The sequence below is a fragment of the Bilophila wadsworthia ATCC 49260 genome, from assembly GCF_000701705.1.
GTDB classification, from domain to species: Bacteria; Desulfobacterota; Desulfovibrionia; order Desulfovibrionales; family Desulfovibrionaceae; genus Bilophila; species Bilophila wadsworthia.
Genome location: NZ_JNJP01000024.1, coordinates 25,648 through 50,064 on the forward strand (window position 1 = coordinate 25,648; position 24,417 = coordinate 50,064).

At 56.2% G+C, this 24,417-nt stretch carries 24 protein-coding genes and 1 other RNA gene; 13 read left to right on the forward strand and 12 right to left on the reverse strand.

Annotated elements, in window-relative coordinates; genetic code table 11:
* Window positions 1-98 precede the first annotated feature (98 nt).
* The 5 genes from ispD to T370_RS0110065 form a co-directional block, all read right to left on the reverse strand.
* Entirely contained in the window at window positions 99-1,322 is a 1,224-nt protein-coding gene (gene ispD / locus T370_RS0110050) for a 2-C-methyl-D-erythritol 4-phosphate cytidylyltransferase (protein ID WP_029435638.1), read from the reverse strand.
* Window positions 1,323-1,401: 79 nt separating this feature from the next.
* An RNA gene (gene rnpB / locus T370_RS23580) (RNase P RNA component class A) lies at window positions 1,402-1,780 on the reverse strand.
* A gap of 14 nt (window positions 1,781-1,794) precedes the next feature.
* On the reverse strand, window positions 1,795-2,562 hold the full coding sequence (locus tag T370_RS0110055; RefSeq protein ID WP_029435639.1) for a zinc ribbon domain-containing protein: 768 nt from the start codon (window positions 2,560-2,562) through the stop codon (window positions 1,795-1,797).
* Between the two features lie 35 nt (window positions 2,563-2,597).
* Window positions 2,598-3,452: a Nif3-like dinuclear metal center hexameric protein gene (locus T370_RS0110060; RefSeq protein WP_029435640.1), complete on the reverse strand. Its 855-nt coding sequence runs from the start codon at window positions 3,450-3,452 to the stop codon at window positions 2,598-2,600.
* Between the two features lie 36 nt (window positions 3,453-3,488).
* Window positions 3,489-4,322 carry a phosphoribosylformylglycinamidine synthase subunit PurQ gene (locus T370_RS0110065; RefSeq protein WP_005026795.1) on the reverse strand — a complete coding sequence of 278 codons (834 nt, stop codon included), beginning with the start codon at window positions 4,320-4,322 and terminating at the stop codon, window positions 3,489-3,491.
* Between the two features lie 440 nt (window positions 4,323-4,762).
* On the opposite strand from T370_RS0110065, the gene pyrG reads away from it, so the two are divergent.
* From pyrG to T370_RS0110115, 10 genes are all read left to right on the forward strand, one after another.
* On the forward strand, window positions 4,763-6,415 hold the full coding sequence (gene pyrG, locus T370_RS0110070) for a CTP synthase (RefSeq protein ID WP_029435641.1): 1,653 nt from the start codon (window positions 4,763-4,765) through the stop codon (window positions 6,413-6,415).
* Between the two features lie 102 nt (window positions 6,416-6,517).
* Complete coding sequence (gene kdsA, locus T370_RS0110075) at window positions 6,518-7,339, forward strand: 3-deoxy-8-phosphooctulonate synthase (RefSeq protein ID WP_029435642.1); 822 nt, start codon at window positions 6,518-6,520, stop codon at window positions 7,337-7,339.
* Window positions 7,329-7,922, forward strand: a complete 594-nt coding sequence (locus tag T370_RS0110080; protein WP_034506215.1) for a KdsC family phosphatase — start codon at window positions 7,329-7,331, stop codon at window positions 7,920-7,922. The genes kdsA and T370_RS0110080 overlap by 11 nt, the downstream gene beginning before the upstream one ends.
* Window positions 7,919-8,626, forward strand: a complete 708-nt coding sequence (gene lptC, locus T370_RS0110085) for an LPS export ABC transporter periplasmic protein LptC (protein WP_029435644.1) — start codon at window positions 7,919-7,921, stop codon at window positions 8,624-8,626. Before T370_RS0110080 ends, lptC begins: the two co-directional genes overlap by 4 nt.
* Window positions 8,627-8,687: 61 nt before the next feature.
* Window positions 8,688-9,263 carry an LptA/OstA family protein gene (locus T370_RS0110090; RefSeq protein WP_005026787.1) on the forward strand — a complete coding sequence of 192 codons (576 nt, stop codon included), beginning with the start codon at window positions 8,688-8,690 and terminating at the stop codon, window positions 9,261-9,263.
* The gene (gene lptB, locus T370_RS0110095; protein ID WP_029435645.1) at window positions 9,263-9,985 is read left to right on the forward strand and encodes an LPS export ABC transporter ATP-binding protein; all 723 of its coding nucleotides are present in this window, start codon (window positions 9,263-9,265) and stop codon (window positions 9,983-9,985) included. The genes T370_RS0110090 and lptB overlap by 1 nt, the downstream gene beginning before the upstream one ends.
* A gap of 312 nt (window positions 9,986-10,297) precedes the next feature.
* The gene (gene rpoN, locus T370_RS0110100; RefSeq protein ID WP_029435646.1) at window positions 10,298-11,776 is read left to right on the forward strand and encodes an RNA polymerase factor sigma-54; all 1,479 of its coding nucleotides are present in this window, start codon (window positions 10,298-10,300) and stop codon (window positions 11,774-11,776) included.
* Between the two features lie 137 nt (window positions 11,777-11,913).
* Entirely contained in the window at window positions 11,914-12,450 is a 537-nt protein-coding gene (gene hpf, locus T370_RS0110105; protein WP_005026779.1) for a ribosome hibernation-promoting factor, HPF/YfiA family, read from the forward strand.
* An 86-nt stretch (window positions 12,451-12,536) separates the two neighbouring features.
* On the forward strand, window positions 12,537-13,490 hold the full coding sequence (gene rapZ / locus T370_RS0110110) for an RNase adapter RapZ (RefSeq protein ID WP_029435647.1): 954 nt from the start codon (window positions 12,537-12,539) through the stop codon (window positions 13,488-13,490).
* Between the two features lie 87 nt (window positions 13,491-13,577).
* Window positions 13,578-14,204 carry a LysE family translocator gene (locus tag T370_RS0110115; RefSeq protein ID WP_005026775.1) on the forward strand — a complete coding sequence of 209 codons (627 nt, stop codon included), beginning with the start codon at window positions 13,578-13,580 and terminating at the stop codon, window positions 14,202-14,204.
* A 45-nt stretch (window positions 14,205-14,249) separates the two neighbouring features.
* Here T370_RS0110115 and T370_RS0110120 read toward each other — a convergent pair whose 3' ends face one another.
* Window positions 14,250-14,969: an amidohydrolase family protein gene (locus T370_RS0110120; protein WP_029435648.1), complete on the reverse strand. Its 720-nt coding sequence runs from the start codon at window positions 14,967-14,969 to the stop codon at window positions 14,250-14,252.
* Window positions 14,970-15,164: 195 nt separating this feature from the next.
* Here T370_RS0110120 and T370_RS0110125 point away from each other — a divergent pair, with 195 nt between their 5' ends.
* Together T370_RS0110125 and hypB are read left to right on the forward strand one after the other, a co-directional pair.
* Window positions 15,165-15,518 carry a hydrogenase maturation nickel metallochaperone HypA/HybF gene (locus T370_RS0110125; protein WP_009378575.1) on the forward strand — a complete coding sequence of 118 codons (354 nt, stop codon included), beginning with the start codon at window positions 15,165-15,167 and terminating at the stop codon, window positions 15,516-15,518.
* Window positions 15,519-15,529: 11 nt separating this feature from the next.
* The gene (gene hypB / locus T370_RS0110130; protein WP_005026769.1) at window positions 15,530-16,189 is read left to right on the forward strand and encodes a hydrogenase nickel incorporation protein HypB; all 660 of its coding nucleotides are present in this window, start codon (window positions 15,530-15,532) and stop codon (window positions 16,187-16,189) included.
* Window positions 16,190-16,270: 81 nt separating this feature from the next.
* Here hypB and nadE read toward each other — a convergent pair whose 3' ends face one another.
* Genes nadE through uvrB form a run of 4 tightly spaced genes read right to left on the reverse strand, consistent with a single transcriptional unit; the run spans window position 16,271 to window position 22,087 of the window.
* A complete protein-coding gene (nadE, locus tag T370_RS0110135; RefSeq protein WP_029435649.1) occupies window positions 16,271-17,113 on the reverse strand; it encodes an NAD(+) synthase in 843 nt (280 codons plus the stop codon).
* Window positions 17,113-17,904 (reverse strand): 4-hydroxy-tetrahydrodipicolinate reductase, encoded by a 792-nt coding sequence (dapB, locus tag T370_RS0110140; RefSeq protein WP_005026765.1) that lies wholly within the window; start codon window positions 17,902-17,904, stop codon window positions 17,113-17,115. Before dapB ends, nadE begins: the two co-directional genes overlap by 1 nt.
* A gap of 18 nt (window positions 17,905-17,922) precedes the next feature.
* Window positions 17,923-20,019, reverse strand: a complete 2,097-nt coding sequence (gene ligA / locus T370_RS0110145; RefSeq protein WP_029435650.1) for an NAD-dependent DNA ligase LigA — start codon at window positions 20,017-20,019, stop codon at window positions 17,923-17,925.
* A gap of 31 nt (window positions 20,020-20,050) precedes the next feature.
* Window positions 20,051-22,087 (reverse strand): excinuclease ABC subunit UvrB, encoded by a 2,037-nt coding sequence (gene uvrB / locus T370_RS0110150; protein WP_005026761.1) that lies wholly within the window; start codon window positions 22,085-22,087, stop codon window positions 20,051-20,053.
* Between the two features lie 422 nt (window positions 22,088-22,509).
* Here uvrB and T370_RS0110155 point away from each other — a divergent pair, with 422 nt between their 5' ends.
* The gene (locus tag T370_RS0110155; RefSeq protein ID WP_029435651.1) at window positions 22,510-23,688 is read left to right on the forward strand and encodes a tyrosine-type recombinase/integrase; all 1,179 of its coding nucleotides are present in this window, start codon (window positions 22,510-22,512) and stop codon (window positions 23,686-23,688) included.
* Here the strand turns inward: T370_RS0110155 and T370_RS0110160 are convergent.
* Both T370_RS0110160 and T370_RS25380 read right to left on the reverse strand, forming a co-directional pair.
* Entirely contained in the window at window positions 23,669-24,001 is a 333-nt protein-coding gene (locus T370_RS0110160; RefSeq protein ID WP_009378582.1) for a MerR family transcriptional regulator, read from the reverse strand. The genes T370_RS0110155 and T370_RS0110160 overlap by 20 nt on opposite strands.
* Window positions 23,998-24,417 (reverse strand): hypothetical protein (locus tag T370_RS25380; protein WP_029435652.1); only part of this gene is annotated, 420 nt, incomplete at its 5' end. The genes T370_RS25380 and T370_RS0110160, both read right to left, overlap by 4 nt.

A 24,417-nucleotide genomic window follows, 5' to 3' on the forward strand; every position in this document is an offset into this window, starting at 1 on the left:
TTTTACAAGAACGACATGGAACTTTCATTCAACCCAGAGGGTTATCTGTTATTTTCAGTATACTTGTCGGGATATTAAATTTTACATAATTTTAAGTTTTATGCGTCTCTATTGCCACGAAGCCCCGTAACCACGGCGACGGCCTTTATCCCCAGCCGTTCACCTGTAAAACCAAGCCCTTCCTCCGTCGTCGCCTTCACATTTACCGCTCCCATGTCCAACCCGAGCAGCCTTGCCACATTCCGCCGAATCATTTCCCTATGCGGGCCGACTTTGGGAATCTGAGCAATGACAGTCAGATCGACATGGGTAATGTGCACATTGGCCTTCTGGACGTGTTCCAGAACCGTGTCCAGCAACACAGCCGAATTGACATTGTCGAATGCAGGATCGGAATCAGGGAAGAATGTTCCGATATCCCCCGCCCCGATACACCCAAGCAAGGCATCCATCAACGCGTGCAGTAAGACATCTCCATCGGAATGGGCCAGCACATCCGGCGAACCGGCAATGGGCACCCCCCCCAACCGCATAGGCCGGGCAGGCTGTCTCGCTTCATTGCCATCAGCATACTTATGGACATCATACCCGTAACCGACACACGGGATACGCTCTCCTGTCATCCGCAACATTTCCAAATCCTCGGGCGTGGTAATTTTTTTGTTTCCCGCTTCTCCCTCCGCGACATGCACGGCGTGTCCGCACAGTTCAAGCAAACTGGCGTCGTCAGTGACAACCCAGCCTTCCTGTTCCGCACGCTGATGGGCAGCCCGCAGAAAAGCGAGGGAAAAACCTTGCGGGGTCTGAACCGCCATCAGATGTTTCCGATCAGGTGTGGCAACGACCTTTTTTTCTTCATCCATCACTTTAATGGTATCCACCACGGGAATGCCGGGGATACATGCGGCGACACACTCCCCCGAAGCTTCACCATGCAGCCCGTCCAGTATCCGGTTGACCAGCACGGGCGAAACAAACGGCCTTGCCGCATCGTGGATCAGGACCTCCATGCAATCATCCGGCAAAGCGGACAAGCCGTTTCGGACGGAGTCTTGACGCAACGCTCCGCCAGCGACAACCTTCCAAGGAATCCCTAGGGACGCATTCCGCATCAGGCCCGCTACCCGTTCGCGCTCTTCGTCGATGCACGCTTCCGGAAACACGAAAACAAGCCCCTCCACGCGCGCGCATCGGGAAAAGACGAGCGCCGATTCCCAATACAACGGAGCGCCTTTCCAATCCAAGAATTGCTTGGCAAGCCCCCCTGTGGCCGAAGCCAACCGGTTCCCCTGCCCCGCCGCGAGAAGAAGTGTCCACGCCATGAATGACCTCACTTGTGTGCTGAATGCGAGAAAGCCCCGGTGAAGTCTGCATATGCAAAAACCGTCACCGGAGCCTCAAATCGGGAGTCGGACTATAAGCCGGGTTCTGTACCACTCCGCCCTTGCGGGCGGCATGGCGACTGTCATTCCTCTAGGAGCACAGTTACCTGTACCCTCAAGCAACCTACCCGGAAGCGTTGATCGGGCCGATCCGCTTCCCTATTTGGTCTTGCTTCGAACGGGGCTTGCCGAGCTCGTCACGTCACCGTGCCGACTGGTGGGCTCTTACCCCACCGTTTCACCCTTACCGCCCGAAGGCGGCGGTTTGCTTTCTGTGGCGCTCTCCGAGGATCACTCCCCCTGGGCGTTACCCAGCGTCCTGCCCTGTGAAGCCCGGACTTTCCTCTCCGTCCGTCACGCCGAAACGCGACGGACGCGGCGACAATCCATCCGGCTCCCGAAAACTCAAAAACTATTCGGCGTGGTGCGCCATTTCATCAGCCGTCTGGTTGGTCTCTTCGTTGAAGTGCTCCACCCAGTAAATCAAGCGCTGACAGTTGGGGCAGTTGATGATCTTATGGCCTCCCTGCAGTTCAATGAACGTCTGCGGGGGGATCATGATCCGGCAACCGGAACAGACCCCGGCGGTCACGGGTACGATCACGGGATGGGACAGACGGCGGCGGATGAACTCATAGCGGTCAAGGACGGGACGCGGCACAGCGGAGCCAGTTTCGGAACGCACCTGAGCCAGCTCATCCAAACGCTTGCGGGCTTCGTCCTGCCGCGTTTCGAGGCTGATCTGCTTGGCTTCCAGCTCGGCCTTGAGGTCGGCCCATATAGCGTCGACTTCCTGCAGAGCGTTATCCTGATGCAGCTTTTCTTCCAACAAGGCGGTGCGTTCCTCTTCACGGGAACGGTTCACCTTTTCCATATTGTCCATTTCCCGGGCCATAGCCTGATATTCCCGGGAGTTGGATACCTGCATCATCTTGTTCTTGCTCTTCTTGATGCGGCTGCTGTCGTCATCAAGTTCGCCGGTGATGCGCTTTTCCTGTTCCTTCAAATGCGCAAGCTTTTCCAGCACCCGCTCGCGCTGCGTGTTCGTGGCGGCGAAACGGTTTTTGAGATCTTCCAATTCTTTCGGGGCCTGTTCGAGTTCCATCTCCACGGAATGGATGGCATCGTCCACGCGCTGAAGGGCCACGAGTTGGCGGATTTGTTCGAGATAAAGGCTCACAACTCTTCTCCTGAAATCTGATAACGGATTACGCCTCAGTCTGTGGGGGAAAACGGCGCAAGAGGATCCTGCGCGGGCACGAACTGCACGGCGACATCAGACACATTCTCTTTCAATTGCAGGGCAAAACGCCGCATCATCTCTTCTTCAAGGCTGAAATGCCCCACATCCAGCACTGGAAGGGGAAGATCAAGCGCGGTATGATACTTCAAGTCACCGGTAATGAGCAAGTCCGCGCCACATGCAGCGGCCTCAGGCGCAAGCGAACTTCCCGATCCGGGGCAGATGGCAATGCGGCGGATGCGCTCAGGCAAGGCCCCAGCCAAGCGGGGGCAACTCCCCACCAGCCATAGGGCCAACATTTTTTTCAGATCTTCCGGGGTCATGTCAACCGCACAATCGCCGACGACGCCGAAGCCGCAGGCATACGAACCGCCGCCCCGCTCCATTGTCCCCGTCTGTTCCAGCACGGTCAGCGGCAATGGCATTCCATGCCCTGCCTCGCCATCCTTCGTGTCAGAAGAAGGAATACGGCAAAGCCCCAGCTCGTCCGCCAACCAGGAAACCGGACCCAAAGGATTCGCATCAAGGGACGTATGCGCCGAATACAGCGGCACATCGGCCCGAAACAACAGCGAAAGGACTTCATGGTAGCTGTCCAGCCGATCGGTGAACCGCCCCTCCATCGTCAACGGGTGATGGGCCAAAATCATTTCAGCCCCCCCGGACAACGCGATGCGGATGGATTCCGGCGTCGGATCAAGGCACACGGCGAGGCGGTTGATATCCTGCCGTGCGGAAGCGACCTGAACACCCGACTTATCCCACGGCGCGGCGATCGCGAGCGGTGCCGTCCGTTCAATGAGCGCAATGAGTTCCGACTGTTTCATGCTTCCAATTCCTCTGTCTTGCCGAACCGGCGCATCCTAGCTGTGGTTGACTGGGTTCTCGCGCAGGTACCGGACAGCGTTCGCAAAGAGTGCGGTTCCGGGCACGGCGACTTCCCCGCGTGTCCAGCCGGGATGGTTGGTGGCGTGGTGGAACGCTTCGGGGTGCGGCATCAGGCCGAGGATATGCCCGGTCGGGTCCGTCAGGCCGGCAATGGCCAGTGGAGAACCGTTGGGATTCCAAGGATGCTCCTGCGTGGCTTCGCCCGTTTCAGGATGCGTATACTGCAAAGCAATCAGGTTTTCGTCCTGCAACCGCTGCAAAGTCGCGGCATCGCGGGCCACGAGTTTGCCTTCGCCATGACGGACAGGCATCGGCAGCACGCCGTGGACAGCCAATCCTTTGGTGAAAATACACGGACTGTCGGGGTTCGGCTTGAGCTGGACCCATCTGTCCTCATAGCGGGCGGAGTCGTTATGGCTGAGGGAAACCTGCCGCTCAAAACGCTTCCCGTCCAACGCGGGGAGTACGCCGAGCTTGACGAGCAGCTGGAATCCGTTGCAGATTCCCAGCACGAGGCCGCCCGCATCGACGAACCGGTTCAAGCTGTCCAGCAGAGGCTGGCCTTCCGCGTCGGAAAGATGCAGCCAGCGCTGTGCCGCGGCCTGTGCCGCCCCGAGATCGTCGCCATCAAGGAATCCGCCGGGGAAAACAAGGAACTGATACTCGCTCAGGCGGACCTTCGCAGCCACAATGTCGGAAAAATGCACCACATCAGCCCTGTCCGCACCGGCCAGACGTGCGGCATGCGCTGTTTCCTGATGCGAGTTGGTGCCGTATCCGGTAATGACCAGCGTGTTGACCTGACTCATTGTCCACCCTTTTCCTGCATAAAAATTAAAAGCTTACTTACTGAAAAAGCGATAACGCGCCTGCATGATCCAGTTGGGTTCCCTCGCCAAGAAAAAAAGGGAGCCAGTCTGGAATGGGGGATTTACTTTATGCGGGTGTTTCTTTTCAGTCAATGGCTGTTTTTTTTCTGAAAACGGCCTATAGTTGGCGGATATTGTTTGCGTGCATCTGAATGGCCTGCTGAGGAGCAGAGGAATTACGGCTTTGGAACAGACGGAGTGTCCCCACATTTCCCAATCAAAGGCGTTGCTTTTGTTACAGAACCAGCCGCATGTCGACCCGCTCAGGCGGGCTTTTTGTGTTCGCGTTCTCTCCTTTTCTGATGTATCCTGTTTCAGAGCGAGTTTCGTACACTGTATCCCCTCCGTCACGGCGGGAAAATCATAACTCGAGGTTTTTCATGAAGACCAAGTTTATCTTCATCACTGGTGGCGTCCTTTCCTCTCTCGGCAAAGGGCTTTCGGCGGCTTCCATCGGCGCGCTGTTGAAAACGCGCGGGCTGACCGTGACCATCCAAAAACTTGATCCCTATATCAACGTGGACCCCGGAACCATGAACCCCTATCAGCACGGCGAAGTGTACGTTACGGATGATGGGGCGGAAACGGACCTCGATTTGGGGCACTACGAACGCTATCTCAATACGGCGCTCTCCCAGAAAAACAACACGACCTCGGGTTCCATCTACTATAAGGTCATTACCAAGGAGCGCCACGGCGACTACCTTGGCGGAACGGTGCAGGTGATCCCCCACATCACTGATGAAATCAAAAACGCCATCCTCAGCCTCGCCAAGGATGAGCCCGAAAATCCCGCTCCCGACGTCGCCATCATCGAAATCGGCGGCACGGTGGGCGATATCGAAGGCCTCCCCTTCCTTGAAGCCATCCGCCAGCTCCGCTCCGAACTGGGCTGCGACAATTGCCTGTACATCCATCTGACGCTCGTGCCCTATCTCCGTTCCGCCGGAGAACACAAGACCAAGCCCACGCAACACAGCGTCAAGGAGCTCCGTTCGATCGGCATCCAGCCTGACATCATCCTCTGCCGCTGCGAAGAGCCCGTCCCCGCCGACCTCCGCGCCAAAATCGCCCTGTTCTGCAATGTGGACAAGGACGCCGTGTTTTCCGCCGTGGATGTAAGCAACATCTACGAATTGCCATTGAAACTCTATGAGGAAGGGTTGGATCAAAAGGTCGCCATCATGCTGCGCCTGCCCGCCCGCAACGCCAAGCTTGAGCCGTGGGAAGAGCTGGTCCACAACGTCAAGAATCCGCAGGGCCGGGTCACCATCGCCATCGTCGGCAAGTATGTCGAACTGAAGGAAGCCTACAAGAGCCTTCACGAAGCTTTGGTGCATGGCGGCATCGCCAACAGGGTCGCCGTGGATCTGCGCTATGTGAATTCCGAAGAGGTGACCGCCGAAAACGTCGCAGAGACCTTCAAAGGCGCTGACGGCATCCTCGTGCCCGGCGGCTTCGGGTACCGCGGCGTCGAAGGGAAAATCGAATCCATCCGGTATGCCCGTGAAAACAATGTGCCCTTCTTCGGGATCTGCCTCGGTATGCAGTGCGCGGTCATCGAATTCGCCCGCCACGTCGTCGGCATCGAGGAAGCCAACTCCGAAGAATTCAACCCGTTCGCCAAGGACAAGCTCATCTACCTGATGACTGAATGGTACGATTTCCGCAAAAAGGCCGTGGAGCGCCGCGATGCGGAAAGCGACAAGGGAGGGACCATGCGCCTCGGTGCGTATCCCTGCGCCATTTCGGAAGGGACGCACGCTTTCGAAGCCTACAAAACGGCCAATATCAACGAACGCCACCGTCACCGCTACGAATTCAACAACGCCTACCGGGAACGCCTTGCGGATATGGGCATGGTTTTCAGCGGCCAGTCCCCCGATGGCACGCTGGTGGAAATCGTTGAAATCCCCGATCACCCGTGGTTCCTGGGCTGCCAGTTCCATCCCGAATTCCAGTCCCGCCCGATGAAGCCCCATCCGTTGTTCAAAGACTTCATCCGTGCGTCTTGCCTGGCTCGCAAGAAGTAGACTTCCCTTCCATAATGCTTATTCCTTTGCGGTCATTCCGGCGACAAAACCGGAATGACCGCAAGGTCGTCTCCAAGCGAGAACTCCTTTCAACGCTAAGGAATGCCCATGATGACATCGGACGAACTCTATGGTCAGCTTCGGAAGGACCACTTTATTTTTGCGGGCCCCTGTGCCCTGGAAAGTTTCGAATTGGCGCTGGACACGGCGCATGCCGTAGCCGAAGCCAGCAAGGAAGCCGGACTGTTTGCCGTCTTCAAGAGTTCGTGGGATAAGGCCAACAGAACCTCAGGGAAAGGTTTCCGCGGTCCGGGCCTGGTCAAAGGCATGGAGTGGCTGGCTCGGATTAAAGAGGAAACGGGGTTGCCCGTTGTGACGGACATCCATCTGCCCGAACAGGCCGGACCTGTAGGTGAGGTAGCAGATATCCTTCAGATTCCCGCTTTTTTATGCCGCCAGACGGATCTGCTCTTGGCGGCGGCGCGGACGGGGCGCGTCGTCAACGTCAAGAAAGGCCAGTTTGTGGCTCCGTGGGATATGGGCCCCGTGCGCGATAAAGTGACCGCGGCTGGCAATGACTGCATCCTTCTGACGGAACGGGGCTCCTCTTTCGGATACAATAACCTCGTGGTCGACTTCCGTTCCATACCTATTATGCGGGCATTGGGCGTCCCGGTGATCTTCGACGCGACGCATTCCGTTCAGCTTCCCGGAGGGCAAGGCAGCTGCTCCAGCGGTGAACGGCATCACGTGCCCACATTGGCCCGTGCCGCCGCAGGGGCGGGAGTGGACGGCATTTTCATGGAATGCCACCCGGATCCCGACAAGGCCCTGTGCGACGGCCCCAACAGCTGGCCCGTAGCCAAGCTTCCGGCGCTTTTGAAGCAACTTTCAGCCATATGGAACATTCCTTATGACTTGTAATACTCTCTATCCCGATGGGACCGGGATATCCGGCCACTCTCCCACTCCCCGGCGCGAATCGATTGAAAGCCTCGCCAAGCACATCCGGCTTCTCGTCCTGGATGTGGACGGCGTCATGACGGACGGCGGCCTCTATTATGACGCCAACGGGCTGGTCATGAAGCGGTTCCATGTCCTCGACGGCATCGGCATCCGGCTGGCTAAAACGGCGGGTATTGAAGTCGCCGTCCTGTCGGGCATGGATGTGCCCTGTGTCGTGAGACGGCTGGAAGTCCTTGGCGTGGCCGAGTATCATGGCGGGGCCGACAACAAATGTACTATTCTGGATGGGATGCGCAAACGGATGTCCCTTGAGTGGCAGGAAATCGCCTATCTTGGAGATGATTGGGTCGATCTCGCACCAATGTCCCGCGTGGGGCTGCCCGCTGCCGTCGCGAATGCCATGCCGGACGTCAAAAAACTGGCGAAGTTCGTGACGCAAAAAGAAGGCGGATGCGGCGCCGTCCGGGAATTTGTCGACTTGCTGCTGACTTGCCAAGGGAAACGGGAAGCTCTGCTTGAGCACTGGATGCGCTTGGAATGAAACGTTCACGAATCCTGCTTATTACCGCGCTGGTGGCGCTTCTCGCCGGAGGTTGGTACGTCGCGAAACGTGGCGGAGAAACAACGCTGATCGGCAGATTGCTTGATGTCGCCAACAAGGGCGGCATTAAGTCCCTTGACGGGGCGAAGCTTCAAGGCAACGCCACGCAATCCGGCAATCCGCTTGAGGAAGTGGCTGGGTTGGCCATCAAGGGGATCAATCTGTTCCAGGGAAATAAAGGCTTGGAGCTGTGGCGTCTCAAAGCGAGCTGGGCCCATATGTCCCAGAACGGTGACACGATCGATGTGGACAAACCCGTCGTCCGTTATGCGCTCGGCGAAGGCTCCGCAAGCAACCCCGACGACGATGTTCTCGATGTGCAGGCCCAGCTGGGGAAAATCACCGACAACCAGCGTTTTCTCACGCTCTGGGATGATGTCGTCATCACTCGCTATGATGACGTCATCACCAGTTCGCGCATGAATTACGACGCCAATAAACGCCTCATGACCTTCCCCGAGGGGGCTGCGCTTGAAAGCCCCACGGCATCCGGGACGGCCACCTTTTTTACATGGGATCTTGCTACCAACGAAATGCATGGTTCGGGAGGCGTGCTGGTCGTACTCAAGCCCCGCCCCGACGCCCCAAACGCCAATGCAGCACCTTCTCCGCGCGAACCGCAAGCCAATCCACAGCAAGAATAGCCTCAACCTGCAAGGAAATAAGCCCGTCATAGATCCAACGGATTACAGCTAGGAAAACATCATGAAAAAACTTTTTTTAGGTATAACCACACTGAGTTTGAGCCTCTTCTGCTCCGCCCCGCTGTGGGCGGCACCGGTGACGCCCCCAAAACCCGCCAAGAATGTTGAAACGCGGATCACATCCGATCAATTGACCTATCTTGCTGAAAAGCAACTTGTCATCTTTGATAAAAACGTCCATGTGGTACGTCCCGACATTGAAATATGGGCCGATAGGATCACGGTTTATTTGAAGCCACCCAAAGGCGACGCCCAGAAGAAAGAAGGCGAAAAAGGCGGTATGCCTGCCGGAATGGCAGCCGGTGACGTCGATCGCATCGTCGCCGAACGGAATGTGCGCATGAAGAGTGAAAACCGCAACGGAACTTGCGCGAAGGCAACCTATACGATGGATGACGGCGTTCTTCTCATGGAAGGCGATCCTCGCCTGACTGATGGCGAAAACACCGTTACCGGGGAAACCATCAAGTACTTTACGGAAGAAAACCGCAGCGAAGTCATGGGCGGGTCCAAGAAGCGCGTCGAAGCTGTCTTTTCCGGCTCTAAAAACTCCAGCCCGATCCGAGGGAACCGCTGATGGCCCGATTGTCCGGCGTTGACTTGCGCAAATGGTACGGCCAACGTGAGGTCGTACGCGGTGTTTCCCCCGAAGTGAACCAAGGGGAAATCGTCGGTTTGCTCGGCCCGAACGGGGCGGGTAAAACCACTTCGTTCTATATGCTGACCGGGATCATCAAACCGTCTTCCGGACGGGTTCTCCTTGAGGATCAAGATATTGGCACGTGGCCGCTCCATGAGCGCGCACGTGTGGGCATTTCTTACCTCCCGCAGGAGAGTTCCGTCTTCAGAAAACTTACGGTGCGTCAAAATCTTCAGATTATTCTGGAGCATACGGGCCTTCCCCGTAAGGAGCAGAAAGAAAGGGCGGATGTATTGCTTGAAGATTTCGGTCTCACCCGACTGGAAAAATCCCACGCCATGCACCTGTCCGGAGGAGAACGCCGGCGTCTGGAAATCGCCCGTGCGCTTATCCGGGAACCGAAATTCGTCCTGCTCGACGAACCGTTTGCCGGCATTGACCCTCTTGCGGTGGGTGATATCCAAGGTTTGGTGCGCGCCTTGCGCGATCGTGGGATCGGAGTTCTCATCTCTGACCACAATGTCCGTGAAACACTGACGATTTGCGACCGGGCCTACCTCATGGTGCAGGGGCAGGTCGTTCTTTCCGGGACACCGGAAACCATCGTCAATAACGAACAGGCCCGGAGCGTGTATCTTGGAGAAGGTTTCTCGCTCTGAGACGCCATATTCCGTCATTCTCTGTGATTATAAAAAAAGATCGTGTGCTCCGGTACCGATCTTTTTTTGTGAGTTGAATACGATAACCAGTCTTTTTCTCATTTCTTTTTCATCCAATAAACATCTCCGAGAAAAGAACAGAGAAAAAAAGCGTCCCTGTTCTTGCAACATCTCTAAGCATGTGGCATAATCCCTGCATGTAAGGCATAAAGATGCCCTGTTGCTCTTCGCCTGACGGTTACCGTCGGTTCCCCTCCTCTCACAAGGTGTACCTGCGGGTTGGACAGACTCTTATGACAACGGGATATTTGCATGGCATTGGAACTCAGACAGCAGCTTAAACTTTCACAACAGCTGGTGATGACACCACAATTGCAGCAGGCTATCCGCCTATTGCAGCTATCCCGTTTGGAGCTTGTGGAAACGGTCCAGCGCGAGCTGCTGGAAAACCCGTTCCTCGAAGAAATGCAGGATGAGCCATCCAACGAGCCGCCCGTAGAAGTCCGTCCCGAATCCCCGCGAGATGAGCCTACATACGATCGGGAAGTGGCCCGCTCCGAAGACTGGGAAGACTATCTCGGAGAATTCGCAAGTACCCCGCAGCAAGTCCAGCCCAGAGACTATGAACTCCCCGAAGAAATGAGTTCTCTGGAGGCCAGATATGCCTCCAGCCCCACTCTTGAAAGCCACCTCATGTGGCAGCTCCGCCTTTCCTCCCTCTCCGATGACCAGAAAGAACTCGGTGAAATCATTATCGGAAATCTTTCTTCTTCCGGTTACCTTCAAGCATCTCTTGAGGAAATGGCGGAGATGGCGCGGGCGGATTTTGCTGGCGAGACTTCGACCGCCGAAGCGAAAGATAAAGCATGGCCCACTGTCGAAGAGGTGGAGACGGTCCTTAAGGCCATCCAACTATTCGATCCGGTAGGTGTCGCCGCCCGAACTCCGCAAGAATGTCTCCTCATCCAGATAAAAGCATTGGGATATGACAGGGATCAGGTACTTGTCGATCTCGTGCGCGATCACCTTGAAGATCTGGAATCCCACAGATACAAGCCCCTGCTCCGCAAATTCCGGCTGGATATGGATGAACTCAAGGAATATTTGGATATCATCCAGTCCCTTGATCCCATGCCCGGAGCGAGTTTTGGCGAAGGCGTGTCCACCTTTGTCAGCCCTGACGTCTTTGTTTACAAGGTGGACGGGGAATTCCTCATTGTCCTTAATGAGGACGGCCTGCCGAATCTGCACTTGAGCCCTGTGTATGATAACGCATCGGAAAACGCGTCAAGCAAGGAAAAAGAATACTTCAACGAAAAAATCCGTTCCGCAGCGTGGCTTATCAAAAGCCTGCACCAGCGGCAGCGGACATTGTATAAGGTCGTCGAAAGTATTGTTAAACACCAGCGCGGCTTTTTTGAGGAAGGGATCAGCAAATTCAAACCGCTTATCCTGAAAGACATCGCCGATGATATCAACATGCACGAATCCACGGTCAGCCGCATCACGACCAACAAATATGTGGCAACGCCCTTCGGCGTGTACGAACTCAAATTCTTTTTCAACAGCGCGCTAGAGCTGGATGACGGAAGCCAGGTGGGTTCGGAGAGCGTCAAGGCGCTCATCAAGAAATGCATCAGCGAGGAAGATCCTAAAAATCCTCTCTCCGATGAACGCATCGGCGAAATTCTCAAGGAACACTTGAAAGTGAACATAGCCCGGAGAACGGTAGCCAAGTACCGGATGGCAATGGATATTCCGTCCTCGTCCAGGAGAAAGGCCCATTTTTAGCCGTTCGAGGCCGCTTGAGAACCCTTGACAGGACCCCTAAAAGGCTGTTGTAAAGAAGTCATGCCTGACAAAGCAATGTCCGTTGCGGATATCTCGGTATCCGCTGTGCGGACCGGTTATCAGCCAAAGGAGGCTTCATGCACATTTCCTTTACTTTCAAGAATTTCGAGCCGTCTGAACATTTGCGTAAGTATGCCCGCCGCCGTATGGAGAAGCTGGGAAGATTCTTCGGCAAGAATCCCGCTCTTGATGCGCAGGTGAATATGGCGGTCGATAAGTTCCGCCAGCGCGTGGAAGTTCAGCTTACCGGTGACGGCATCAACATTGCCGCCAGCGAAGTCTCGGAAGATATGTACGCCTCCATCGACCTCGTTCTTGATAAGCTGGAAGCTCAGGTCAAGAAGTTCGTTTCCCGTAATAAGGAAATCCATCGTAAGGGACGCGCTAACGATATCGATGTATACACATTTGAAGTGACGGAAGAAGATGGAGAACGCACGATCACCGGGCGAGACCATTTTTCTCCCAAGCCCATGAGCCCCGACGAGGCGGCCATGCAGCTTGATGCAAATGACTTTGAATTCCTCACGTTCCTGAATTCGGAAAATGATCGCATCAATGTCATCTATCGGCGTAAGAACGGTAACCTTGGACTGATAGATCCCATCTTCTAGGGCTTGTGCCGGTACACAAAGCGATTTCAACAAGCCCGTCCGGGGAGTCTCCACCGGACGGGCTTACTGTTACTACGGAAAATACCATGACGGATGATCAGCCTCTCCTTCCTGAACATGCCGCGGAAAAGCCGACGGACTCCGCTTCTGAATGTCCCAAAACGAATGCGGATAAGCCGATTTTCATCATCACCGGCCTCTCCGGCGCGGGCAAAAGTACTGTGCTCCATGTCTTCGAGGACATGCGCCTGTTCACAGCGGACGGGGTGCCTCCGGAACTCATGCCCGAAATGGTACGCCTTCTGCAAAGTTCCTCCGTTGAGCCTTCTCATGGCATAGCTCTCGGTTTCGATCAGCGGCGCAGCGAGTTCATGGCCGAACTTGATCAGGCGCTGCATCGGCTGTCCGGCATGGGATTCCGCACAAAGATCCTTTATCTGGAGGCGGATCCGGCCGTCATCATGCGGCGCTATGCCACAACCCGCCGTCCCCATCCGCTTGAACGGGAGGGGGTCGGTTTGGAACAAGCCGTACGCGAAGAAATGGAACGCCTTGCCCCCGTCCGGGAAATCGCCGATAAGGTCATCGACACATCTTCCTTTTCCATCCATGACTTGCGGCGGATCATTCAGCGCAAATGGAACAGCACCCTAGAGCGGCTTCATACCATCAAGGTCAATCTCATTTCCTTCGGATTCAAATACGGCGTCCCCCGCGAAGCGGATCTCGTCTTTGATCTGCGTTTTCTCCCCAACCCCTACTTCGTTGAAGAACTGCGGCCACAGACGGGAAAAGAGAGCGCCATAGCCGAATATGTTTTCAGTGAACCTTCGGGTAAAGAATTCAAAAAGCGGCTTATTGATTTTTTATCTTTTCTTCTGCCTCTTTATGATGCTGAGGGGCGCTACCGCATCACAATCGCCTTAGGATGTACGGGAGGGAAACACCGTTCCGTGGCGATGACTGAGGCACTCATGCGGGCACTCAAACGGCAAGACTATACTGTTTCCGTGGAGCATCGGCATATGGAGCTCGGCTGATCCGCTCGTTTGGGATTTGCTTTTTCCGCTTCGAGGCATTAGAGATACGGCCTGTCATTACACATCAATGCCATAGGGAATGTGAACATGCTGCCTCTCGAAACCCTCGGAGCGTTTTTTGTTACCGCCATAGTGATGGGGCTGGCCCCCGGACCCGATAACATTTTTGTTTTAACCCAGTCCGCCCTGTATGGCTTTCGGGCCGGTATCGTGACCACGTTAGGGCTGATGACCGGGCTCTTCGGGCATACGGCAGCCGTTGCCCTCGGCGTTGCGGCACTGTTTCAAACATCCGAGATGGCCTTTACAGTCCTGAAATGTGCAGGGGCGGCCTACCTGCTGTATCTGGCATGGCTTTCTTTCCGTAGCGGCGCCTCCAGGGCATGGCTGGAGCAAAGTACATTTCCCGGATACTGGGCCCTGTATCGGCGGGGTGTGATCATGAACATTACCAATCCCAAGGTCACACTTTTCTTTCTCGCCTTCCTTCCACAGTTTGCCAAGCCGGAACTCGGGAATGTCCCGCTTCAGATCGTCACCCTTGGCCTCCTCTTCCAGCTCGCTACGCTGGCCGTCTTCGGAGGCGTTTCATTCCTTGGCGGCAGGCTTGCCGAATGGTTCAACGCTTCCATCCGAGGTCAGATCATCCTCAACCGGATCACCGCCTGCATCTTCACCGCATTGGCGCTCCTGCTTATCTTCTCTTCCCGATGAGAAAAAGCCCCGTCATGCGGGGCTTTTCTTCTTTGTAGCTCTAAACTAAAGTGCTAAAAACCGCTTGATATTGCGGTAAAAAATATTCTCAAGAGCGCTCTCCGGCAATCCACAGACTTCCGTTCGCAACATTTCCACCCGGTAATGATGGAACGGCGCATCGCTCCCCCAGAAAACCCGTTCGCTACCGACCGTATTGTAGGCCTCGCGGATTTTGGTGTGCATGGGCATACCCGATGTTTCGAGGTACACATTGTCGTGTTTCTTGGAAAGATCAATGGCGGCCTGAATATAGATGCCGTTTCCATGTCCCATGTGGACCATCACGATCCGTACTTTTGGAAAATCTTCCGCAAGCTGAATGATGCTGTGGGGAAGGGAAAAAGGTGGATGCCCCGAATGGATGAATACGGGCAAATCCATCTGTTGCGCCACTTCCATCAGAGGATGCACCACGGCGTCATTAGCCGTAAAGGCATTGAGAAGAGGATGCAGCTTAATCCCCTGAAAACCGTGCTCACGGACTTCGCGGATGACCGTTTCGACGGCCTTGTCCCCTTCGTATGGATTGGCCCACGTAATCCCCACAAAGCGATCGGGGAAACGTTTCACAGCCTGCTCCACTACAGTATTGTCCATATAGCTCACAACGGACTTTTCGATACCGTACCGATCCATCTCGGCGACCATCTGCTCGTCCGTATACCCAACGTCGGCCCACCCGCCGAAATAGCCCACATGCGAATGCGCGTCGATCTTTTGCATCATGCCCTCCTCAAAAGGATACCGCCCGACGGCGTTTCATGTGACCTACGCCCGCCAGGAACAACGGTCAAGCAAGTCTCCCCTTCTCATCCGTCCGGCTGGACTCACCACTCTTTTTCGCCTACACTTCTTCCCTGTGCCTCTGTCCAAAAACTGCCGAGCCTTGTCCCAGGAATCAACCAGAGAAGTTCTGCCATGCACGAAATGTCTGTCGTTACAAGCCTGTTATCCATTGTCCGCGAAGAGATGGAAAAGCATGACGTCCATCGTCTGCTACTGGTACGGGTACGATATGGAGCACTCTCCAACATCGTCCCGGAAGCCCTTTCCTTTGCCTTTGAGGCGCTTACGGCGGGAACCGACTTCGAAGGCGCTGTGCTGGAAACCGAAGAGGTTCCCATCACTCTCAAGTGTTCCCAATGCGGACATACTTTCCCGGCCGTCAAGGGAGAGCATTTCTTTGCGCCGTGTCCAGCCTGCGGCGAGCAATACGGGCATTCAATGGAAACGGGCCGCGAGCTGTACGTCCAGCATATCGAGGCGGAATAAAGGAGCTTATTGTGGAAATACCTGTCATTCGTAATGTTCTTGAAGCCAACGGAAAGCTGGCGGCAAGCCTGAAAGATCAGTTTGCCAAACACGGCATCCTTGCCCTGAATCTCATAAGCTCTCCCGGTGCGGGCAAAACGTCTCTGCTGGAGCGTACGCTTACGGATCTGGCTTCCGAATTTCGCATGGCCGTCATTGAAGGCGACCTCCAGACGGACAACGACGCACGCCGCGTCGCCGCCACCGGGGCCAAGGCCGTGCAGATCAATACGGACGGCGGCTGCCACCTCGACAGCAACCTTGTCATGGAAGCTCTAGGTGCTTTCGATCTGAACGAGATCGATATCCTGTTCATCGAAAACGTGGGGAACCTCGTTTGCCCCGTCGAATTCGATTGCGGCGAAGACGCCAAGATCGCCCTGCTCAGCGTAACCGAAGGCGACGACAAGCCTGAAAAATACCCACTCCTTTTCAACCGTGCCAGTGCGATGGTCCTCAACAAGATCGATCTCCTGCCCTATGTGGATTTCGATGTAGAGGTTGCCGCCCGCCATGCCCGCCACCTCAATGCGGATCTGGCCCTCTTTGAGGTTTCTTGCCGCACGGGCGAAGGGCTCGAAAAATGGTACTCTTGGCTGCGCCAAGCGGCGAAAGCCAAAAAGGGCGCTTGATTATCCCGTTTTTGGGATCATAAGATCAAAAAAAAGCCTCCCGGATTTCGAGAGGCTTTTTTTGCATCAACGATCTATCCGTTACATATGGACATGCACGCCGAAGGCATGGTTACCGACAGGCAGCAGCGGGGGGAGTTGAAGGCGCTTGAAGGCACTCCTACGCATAAGGGATTGCACACGATTGACATCTTCAGGCGTGACGCCGGGCAGCTCAATATCCTCAGCCCGCTTCGATTCTTCAATCAACGCATGAAGGATCGAATCCAGCATATCGTACTCGGGCAAAGAATCCTGATCCTTCTGGCCCGGACGCAACTCCGCCGACGGCGCCTTATCGAAGATGTTCTGAGGAATGGCGCACATCCCTTCGCGCTCATTGAACCATTGCGCGAGCTGGTACACTTCCGTCTTGTACAAGTCGGCAATGGGAGCCAGACCGCCGCAGGTATCCCCATACATCGTGCAATACCCGGCGGCCACTTCGGACTTGTTCCCCGTAGCCAAAAGCATCCAGTGGAATTTGTTGGAAAACGACATCATGATCACGCCGCGGATGCGGGACTGGATGTTCTCTTCAGTGACATCCCGTTCCCTTCCGGCAAAGGCGGGGGCAAGCGCTTTTTCAAAGGCTTCCATCATCGGCGAAATCGGAACCGTGAACGTTTCCATCCCCAGATTGGCGGCCAGTGCCTCGGAATCGGTAATGCTTCCCTCACTCGACCACGGGGACGGCATCATCACCCCGTGCACGTGGTCCTTGCCCAGCGCGTCGACGGCAAGCGCCGCGACAAGTGCGGAATCCATGCCCCCGGAAAGGCCGAGAACGACATCCGTGAAGCCGTTTTTCCGAACATAATCGCGGATGCCGGAGGTCAGCAGTTCCCAGACCGATTTCCAATCCTTGGCAGGAATACTCGACATTATTTCAACCTCGACTTCAAGATATCGCCCATGGCATATACCTTGCCGCCCGGCTGCCCTGGCAACCAGCTCGCGGCACGCAGCGCACCCTGAGCGAAGTTTTCCCGCGAGTGCGCGTGGTGCGTCACCTCAATGCGCTCTCCGGGGCCCATGAAATAGACGGTATGCACGCCGACCACATCACCGCCGCGGATGGCCTGAACGCCGATTTCCTTCTTGGGGCGCTCTCCGATGATGCCTTCGCGGTGGTAGCAGGCAACATCCTTGAGGTCCCAATCTCTGGCCGAAGCCAAAGACTCGGCGAGGCGCAACGCCGTACCGCTTGGGGAATCCTTCTTGCGGTTGTGATGCAGCTCGACCATTTCCAAGTCATAATCCGGGCCGAGCATCTGCACGAGTTCGGGCAACAGTTCCAAAAGGACATTGACACCGACGCTCATGTTCGGGGACCAAAACACCCGTCCGTTTTGGGCGATTGCATCCAGCTCCGCCTTTTGCTCCGGGGTGAAGCCCGTCGTCCCGATGACGATAGGGTTGCCGTTCTTGACGGCGCACCGGGCATTGGCAAGGCTCGCTTCCGGTGCCGTAAAATCGATCACGACGGCCCCGGGAACCTGCGGGTACACGACTTCGGGATCCGTTCCGGCGAGGCATCCCCAATGGGCCAGCGCGTCCAGCCTTTCCGGACGTTCCAGTACGGCCGCAAGCGTCATGCCCTGCTCTTTCGCAAGATTGGCAATGGTCGTACCCATGCGCCCGGAAGCGCCCATCACGATAATAGAAAGACTCATTTTCCCCACCCTCTTTCCTTATTCAGAATCCTGTGCCGCGTTTTCGGAAGAAGACGCCGTCACCTCATTGTCCGCCTGCAACAGAGCTAGAAAACCGGCTTCGTCCACGATGCGGATGCCTAATGCCTGAGCCTTTTCGCGTTTGGAGCCCGGTTCATCCCCGACGACCAGCAGATTCAGCCTGCGGGAAACGCTGCCAGCGATTTCCGCACCTGCGTTTTCCGCCATCTGCTGTGCCTTTGAGCGGGGAATGGACAACGATCCGGTGAAGAGGATCTTCTGCCCGGCGAGCGGTCCCACTGGCATGGAAGCCACCGCCGCCTCCTGGCGCACAGGCCACAGCCCGAGCTCCCGCAACCGCGCCAACAAGGCCACGTTGGGCTCGTCGTCAAAAAATGCCTTAATGGAACTTGCCACTTCCGGGCCGATATCCGGCAAATTCTGCAATTCTTCAGGGCTCGCCGCTCTCAGCACGTCCATATCGGCGTACGTCGCCGCCAATGTTTTCGCCGTCTGCTCACCCACATGCCGGATGCCGAGCGCGCAAAGAAGACGCTGCAACGTCGCTTCTTTTTTAGCCCGATCCAACGAATCCACAAACTTGGTGGCGAGTTTTACACCCATCCGCTCATAATGCAAGAGCTCGTCAACCCTGAGCGTAAAGAGATCGGCAGGGGTTTTGACCCGTCCCGAAGCGACAAGCAGTTCGATCCAGCGCTGGCCGAGCCCTTCGATATCGAGTCCGGCCTTGGACACGAAATGCGCCAACGATTGCCGGATCATGGCGGGACAGGAAACATTCACGCACCGCCAAGCCACTTCCCCTTCCAGACGGGACGCGGCCTGGCCGCAGGACGGGCATACATGGGGGAAAACGAAAGGCTGCGAATCCGGGGCACGTTCCGAAAGTACGGCCCGCACCACTTCGGGGATGACATCCCCGGCGCGCTGGACCACCACACGATCGCCGATTCTGACGTCCCGATTGCGGATTTCATCCTCATTGTGGAGGGTTGCCCGGCTGACAAGCACACCGCCGACGTTCACCGGCTCCAATTCGGCCACCGGGGTCAGAACCCCCGTCCTCCCCACTTGAACGGTAATATCCAGCAACAGGGTCGTCGCCTGCTGCGCCGGAAACTTCCACGCAACGGCGAACCGCGGAGCCCGCGCCGTATAGCCCAGCGCCTCTTGTGCCTCAAGGTCATTGAGCTTCATGACCACGCCGTCGATCTCGTACGCCAGCGACTCCCGTTTTTCACTCAGCGAGGCGTAATAGGCTTCCACTTCTTCGGAACCCCGGCAGAGGCGGCCTCCGGGCGGCGTCTCGAACCCAAAGTCACGGAGCCGTCCCATGACCTCCTCATACGTACTCCACGGCTGCACCCCACCGAACCGGACATCCCCAAACCCATACGCCAAAAACCGCAACGGACGGGACGCGGTAACCGAGGTATCCAGCTGGCGTATGGAGCCGGCCGCAGCATTGCGCGGATTGGCAAATGTCTTGAGATTTTCCTTCCGCAGCCGCTCATTGAGCAAGGCGAAATCCCTTCTGCGGAAAATGACTTCCCCCCGCACTTCAAGACGCTCAGGGGCATCGCCGTGCAGCACTTTGGGCAAGTTGCGCACCGTCTGCATGGCCTCCGTCACGAGTTCGCCGACTTCGCCGTCTCCGCGCGTCAGTGCTTCGACAAACCGCCCGTTCTCATACACAAGCTCAAGGGCGAGGCCGTCCATTTTCGGATCACACCAAAAAGTATGCTCAAGCCCTTCCTGGGCGTTGTCCAGGCGCTTGAGAAAGCCCTGCCACTCCTCCGCATCGAACACGTTGTCCAGGCTGTACATCCGCCGCGTATGGGCCTTGGTTTCCAGCGACGACAACACCTGTCCGCCGATCCTGTTCGTCGGAGAATCCGGCGATCGCCATTCGGGATGCCGCTCTTCCAGCCTCAGAAGCTCCTGAAAGGCGGCATTGTATTCGTCGTCGGTGATTTCCGGCGCATCCAGCGTATGATACCGATGGTTATGGTAAATCACAAACGCACGGAGCTCTTCCAAACGTTTTTTATCGGCATCCTCGACCAAAAGGGATTGCAGCGTCCCTTGATTCATGGCGTCATCCTTCGTTGCCCCGCTGCCGAGGCTAAGCAATCAAAAACTGTTCCCGAAGCTGCTTGATGCGATCCCGCAAGGCAGCCGCCTTCTCGAATTCCAGATCCCGGGCGGCATCGCGCATCTCGCGCTCAAACTGCTTCAAATACCGGGCCACGTTCTGGGCCGTGATGTCCACGGATGCAGAGGCTTCCGCAGGTTGTTTGGCCTGTTTCCCCCGCCCCCGCTTTCCCTTTCCTTCGCCTGAGGAGGTGTACAGGGAGTCAAAAGGAGTGGCAAGCGGCTTACTGATGGTCGTCGGCGTAATGCCGTGCGTTTCGTTCCAGTCCTGCTGCTTCGCGCGCCGACGGGCCGTTTCGCCCATAGCCGCGCGCATGGACGCCGTCACCGTGTCCGCATACAGCAAAACCTTTCCGCCGGCATTACGTGCCGCCCGTCCGAACGTCTGGATAAGCGATCCGGTGGACCGCAAAAAACCTTCCTTATCCGCATCCAGGATAGTGACAAGGGAAACTTCGGGAATATCCAAGCCTTCGCGCAGCAGATTGATGCCCACCAACACATCGAACTCACCCGCCCGCAGGGCTTTGATGATGGCCATGCGTTCCATCGTGTCGATGTCCGAATGCAGATAGCGGGCCGCAACGCCCATCGAATTCAGATATTCGGTCAAGTCCTCGGCCATGCGCTTGGTCAGCGTCGTGACCAGCACGCGCTCATGCTTTTCCACACGGGCCCGGCATTCCCCAAGCAGATCGTCGATCTGCCCCTTTACGGGGCGGACCTCGACTTCGGGGTCAAGCAAGCCTGTCGGGCGGATGATCTGTTCCGCCACGATCCCCTGCGAACGCTCCAGTTCCCATTTGCCCGGCGTTGCCGAAACATAGACTACCTGGTTCAGACGTTCCAAAAATTCATGAAATTCCAACGGCCTGTTATCCAAAGCGGACGGCAGCCGGAAGCCGAAATCCACCAGCGTCGTTTTCCGGGAACGGTCTCCCTTGAACATGCCGCCGACCTGCGGAATACTGATATGGGACTCGTCGGCGAACAGCACAAAGTCATCCGGAAAATAGTCGAGCAAGGTGGCAGGGGGATCTCCCTCCTTGCGGCCATCCAGATGCCGGGAATAGTTCTCGATGCCGGTGCAGTAGCCCAATTCCTGCATCATTTCCAAATCAAGCTGCGTGCGCTGTTCCAGGCGCTGCGCCTCAACCAGCTTGTTCTGGGACTGGAACAAGCGCAGCCGCTCACCAAGCTCGTCCCGGACGTCGGACATGGCCCGCTCCAGGTTATCCCTGTCCGATACGTAATGGCTTGCCGGGTAGATGACGGTTTTCCCGATATTCCCCAAGATTTCACCTGTCAGCGGGTCGATCTCCCGGACGGCTTCAATCTCGTCTCCGAAAAATTCCAGACGCAAGGCACGTTCGTGCTCATACGCCGGAATCACTTCCAGCACGTCGCCGCGAACCCGAAACGTTCCCCGGTGAAAATCCATATCATTGCGTTGGTACTGAACATCCACAAGCTTGGTGATGATTGCGTCCATGCTGACACGTTGACCGACCTCGACCGGAATGATCAAACGGGCATAGTATTCCGGAGAGCCAAGGCCGTAGATACAGGACACTGACGCGACGATGATAACATCCCGGCGCGTCAGCAGGGCATGGGTAGCCGCGTGCCTGAGCTTGTCGATGTCGTCGTTGATGGCCGAGTCCTTCTCAATATACGTATCGGACGCGGGAACATAGGCTTCCGGCTGATAATAGTCGTAGTAGCTGACGAAATATTCAACGGCGTTTTCCGGAAACAACGCGCGGAATTCATTGTAAAGCTGTGCTGCCAGGGTCTTGTTCGGGGCAAGCACCAGCGCGGGCCGGTTGACCTGAGCGATGACGTTGGCCACGGTGAAGGTCTTCCCCGATCCGGTAACACCAAGCAGGACCTGATCCCTGACGCCCGCTTCGATGTTGGAAGCGAGCTGCTCGATGGCCGCAGGCTGATCGCCTGTGGGGACGTATTCGGTCCGCAGCTTGAAAAGTGGAGTTTCGGTTGTATTCATAGGTGTTAAATAAGCGTCTCTTCCCCCGCAGGCAAGAGGAATCATCGTTGGAGCTCACCTTACATGCCGGCTGCGGTTTTTCCCCTCTCAGTTGTCCGAATCCACCGTGCCCTCCCCTTTTCGGTCATAACTGTTTGCGGGGTCAGTATTGTCGTCTTCCCTTGCATGGGATAAAACGAAAAAAGCCACTCACCAAAGGACCGTTTTTTCGAGCCTCCCCTCTCACCTTGTTCTGGAGCTACACGGATGCAAAAGGATTTTTTGCATACATAGAATTGATTGCCTTTTTCTAGCTCTTTCTGCAATATACAACCTCTTGCAATCACAGCATTCCAATTTGTACATGCTTTGTTGTGGTATGCGCGTCTGGTTAGTTGTTCAGTTAGCATTTCTGATCTTGGGTTAGCAAAAGGTAAGCACAAATGGCCATCCGTGAGAAGACTAAGTACACCGGCGTATACGTCCGCACAAGCACAACGAGACGCTATCAGGGAAAGCCTGATGCCTGTTTCGAGTTTACCTACAAGGCCGATGGCAAGCTGATCTGGGAAAAAGTCGGCTGGAAGAGCGAGGGCTATACCGCTGTACTTGCCAGTGAACTCCGTGCTGAACGCATTCGCCAGTTTCGACATCCAGAGATGTTTCCGAACACAGCTAGAACTCCGATCCTCACATACGGTCAGGCGTGGAAAATTTTCAGCGAAAAACGCCTCCCATTCTTGAAGAGCGGCAGTCAGCGGATACTTAAATACCACTACGCCATGCATATCGAGCCCTTTTTTGCCAATACGCCTTTGCACAAAATCACGAGCCTTGAACTTGAAACCTTCAGGGCGACGCTGATGAAAACCACAACCATTCACCGCACTGACAGGGGGAAAAGCTATACTCTGGGGCGTACTCTTGCACCTTCTACCATCAAATCCATCTTGATGGACATGCTCAACGTATTCAGACGCATGATCGAATGGGGTATGTATTCGGGGCAGGTTCCCAAAATAAGCCAAATCCCGGTTGATAATGCGAGACAACGCTTTCTTACGCCTGTCGAAGCGGATCGCCTGCTCGGGGTACTCGAAATCCTTTCCTGCCGCGTGTATCGTGTTGCGGTCATTTCTCTGCACACAGGTATGCGTGTCGGTGAAATTCTGCGTATGCGCGGGCAAGACTTGGACTTTGAGCACCATCTGATCTACATCGACGGGAAAACGGGCAGGCGCGAGGCGTTCATGGACGAAACGGTTTCCAATCTGTTGCGGAGCATTGTCCCATCCCGAAATGGAGACTTCTTTTTTACGACAAACCAAGGTGCTGCGCCTCACCCCACTTCTCTGAGCAAGACCTTTACCAAGGCCGTAAACATCCTCGGCCTGAACGACGGCGTTACCGATCCCCGCTTCAAAGTGGTGATCCACACGCTTCGCCATACGTTCTGTTCGTGGCTGGCCAGCCAGAATGTCCCCCTTTACACCATCGGCAAGCTGGTGGGGCATGCAAACCTGCGCTCGACGCAACGGTACGCCAAACTCACCGACGACGCCAAATGGGATGCCTTGAAGCTCATTGAAAAAACAGCCAAGTCTATTCATCATACGTCCTGACCTTTCTGGCTTCCATGTACTTGTCCAAATCTCGGCGGGCATACAGCACTTTGGCTCCGTCCTTAATGAATATCGGGCCTTTCCCTTCGCTACGCTTACGTTGCAAGGTTGCTACAGGGGTACTGCAATAAATCGCGGCGGCCTTCTCGTCCATGTACTCGCAGTATGGGACGGACGCCAGCCGGATGAAAGGCTCCAGTTCCGTCCGTAAGGCCCGGATGATGTCCCCGCCGACTCCGGGAGGCAACCCGTCATCCGGGATCATTGCGCGGCGGATAGCCGCTACGAGTTCTTCGGCCTGATTCCGGCTCATGAATCCTCCATGCGTCCGATGAGCGCCGGGACGCACACGGCTGTCTTGATGATTTCCTCGGCGGTGCGCCCGTCCTCGAACTTCTCGCCGGGGCTGATGCCCTGGATGCGGGGCTTCGAGAGCCCGAACCCCATCATGACCCGGCGCACGTCCGCCCTGCCCCGCCCGACGACGAGGTGCCGCCCGTTGACGAGGTAGAGCGACGGCTTGCGGCCTTCGGGCTTCGGGCCGATGACGGCATCGCTCAGGCGCACGATGCCCATGATGGCGTCTTCCTCATAGTCGGCTTCGCCTTCGGGGATGATCTCGCCATAGAGCGCTTCCACGCGCTCCTCCAGTTCGCGCATCCCGTCCAGCAGCCCCGGCCGCACGGCGCGGGCCACGGCCTCGCCCCTCGCGTCGCAGATCACCGAGCG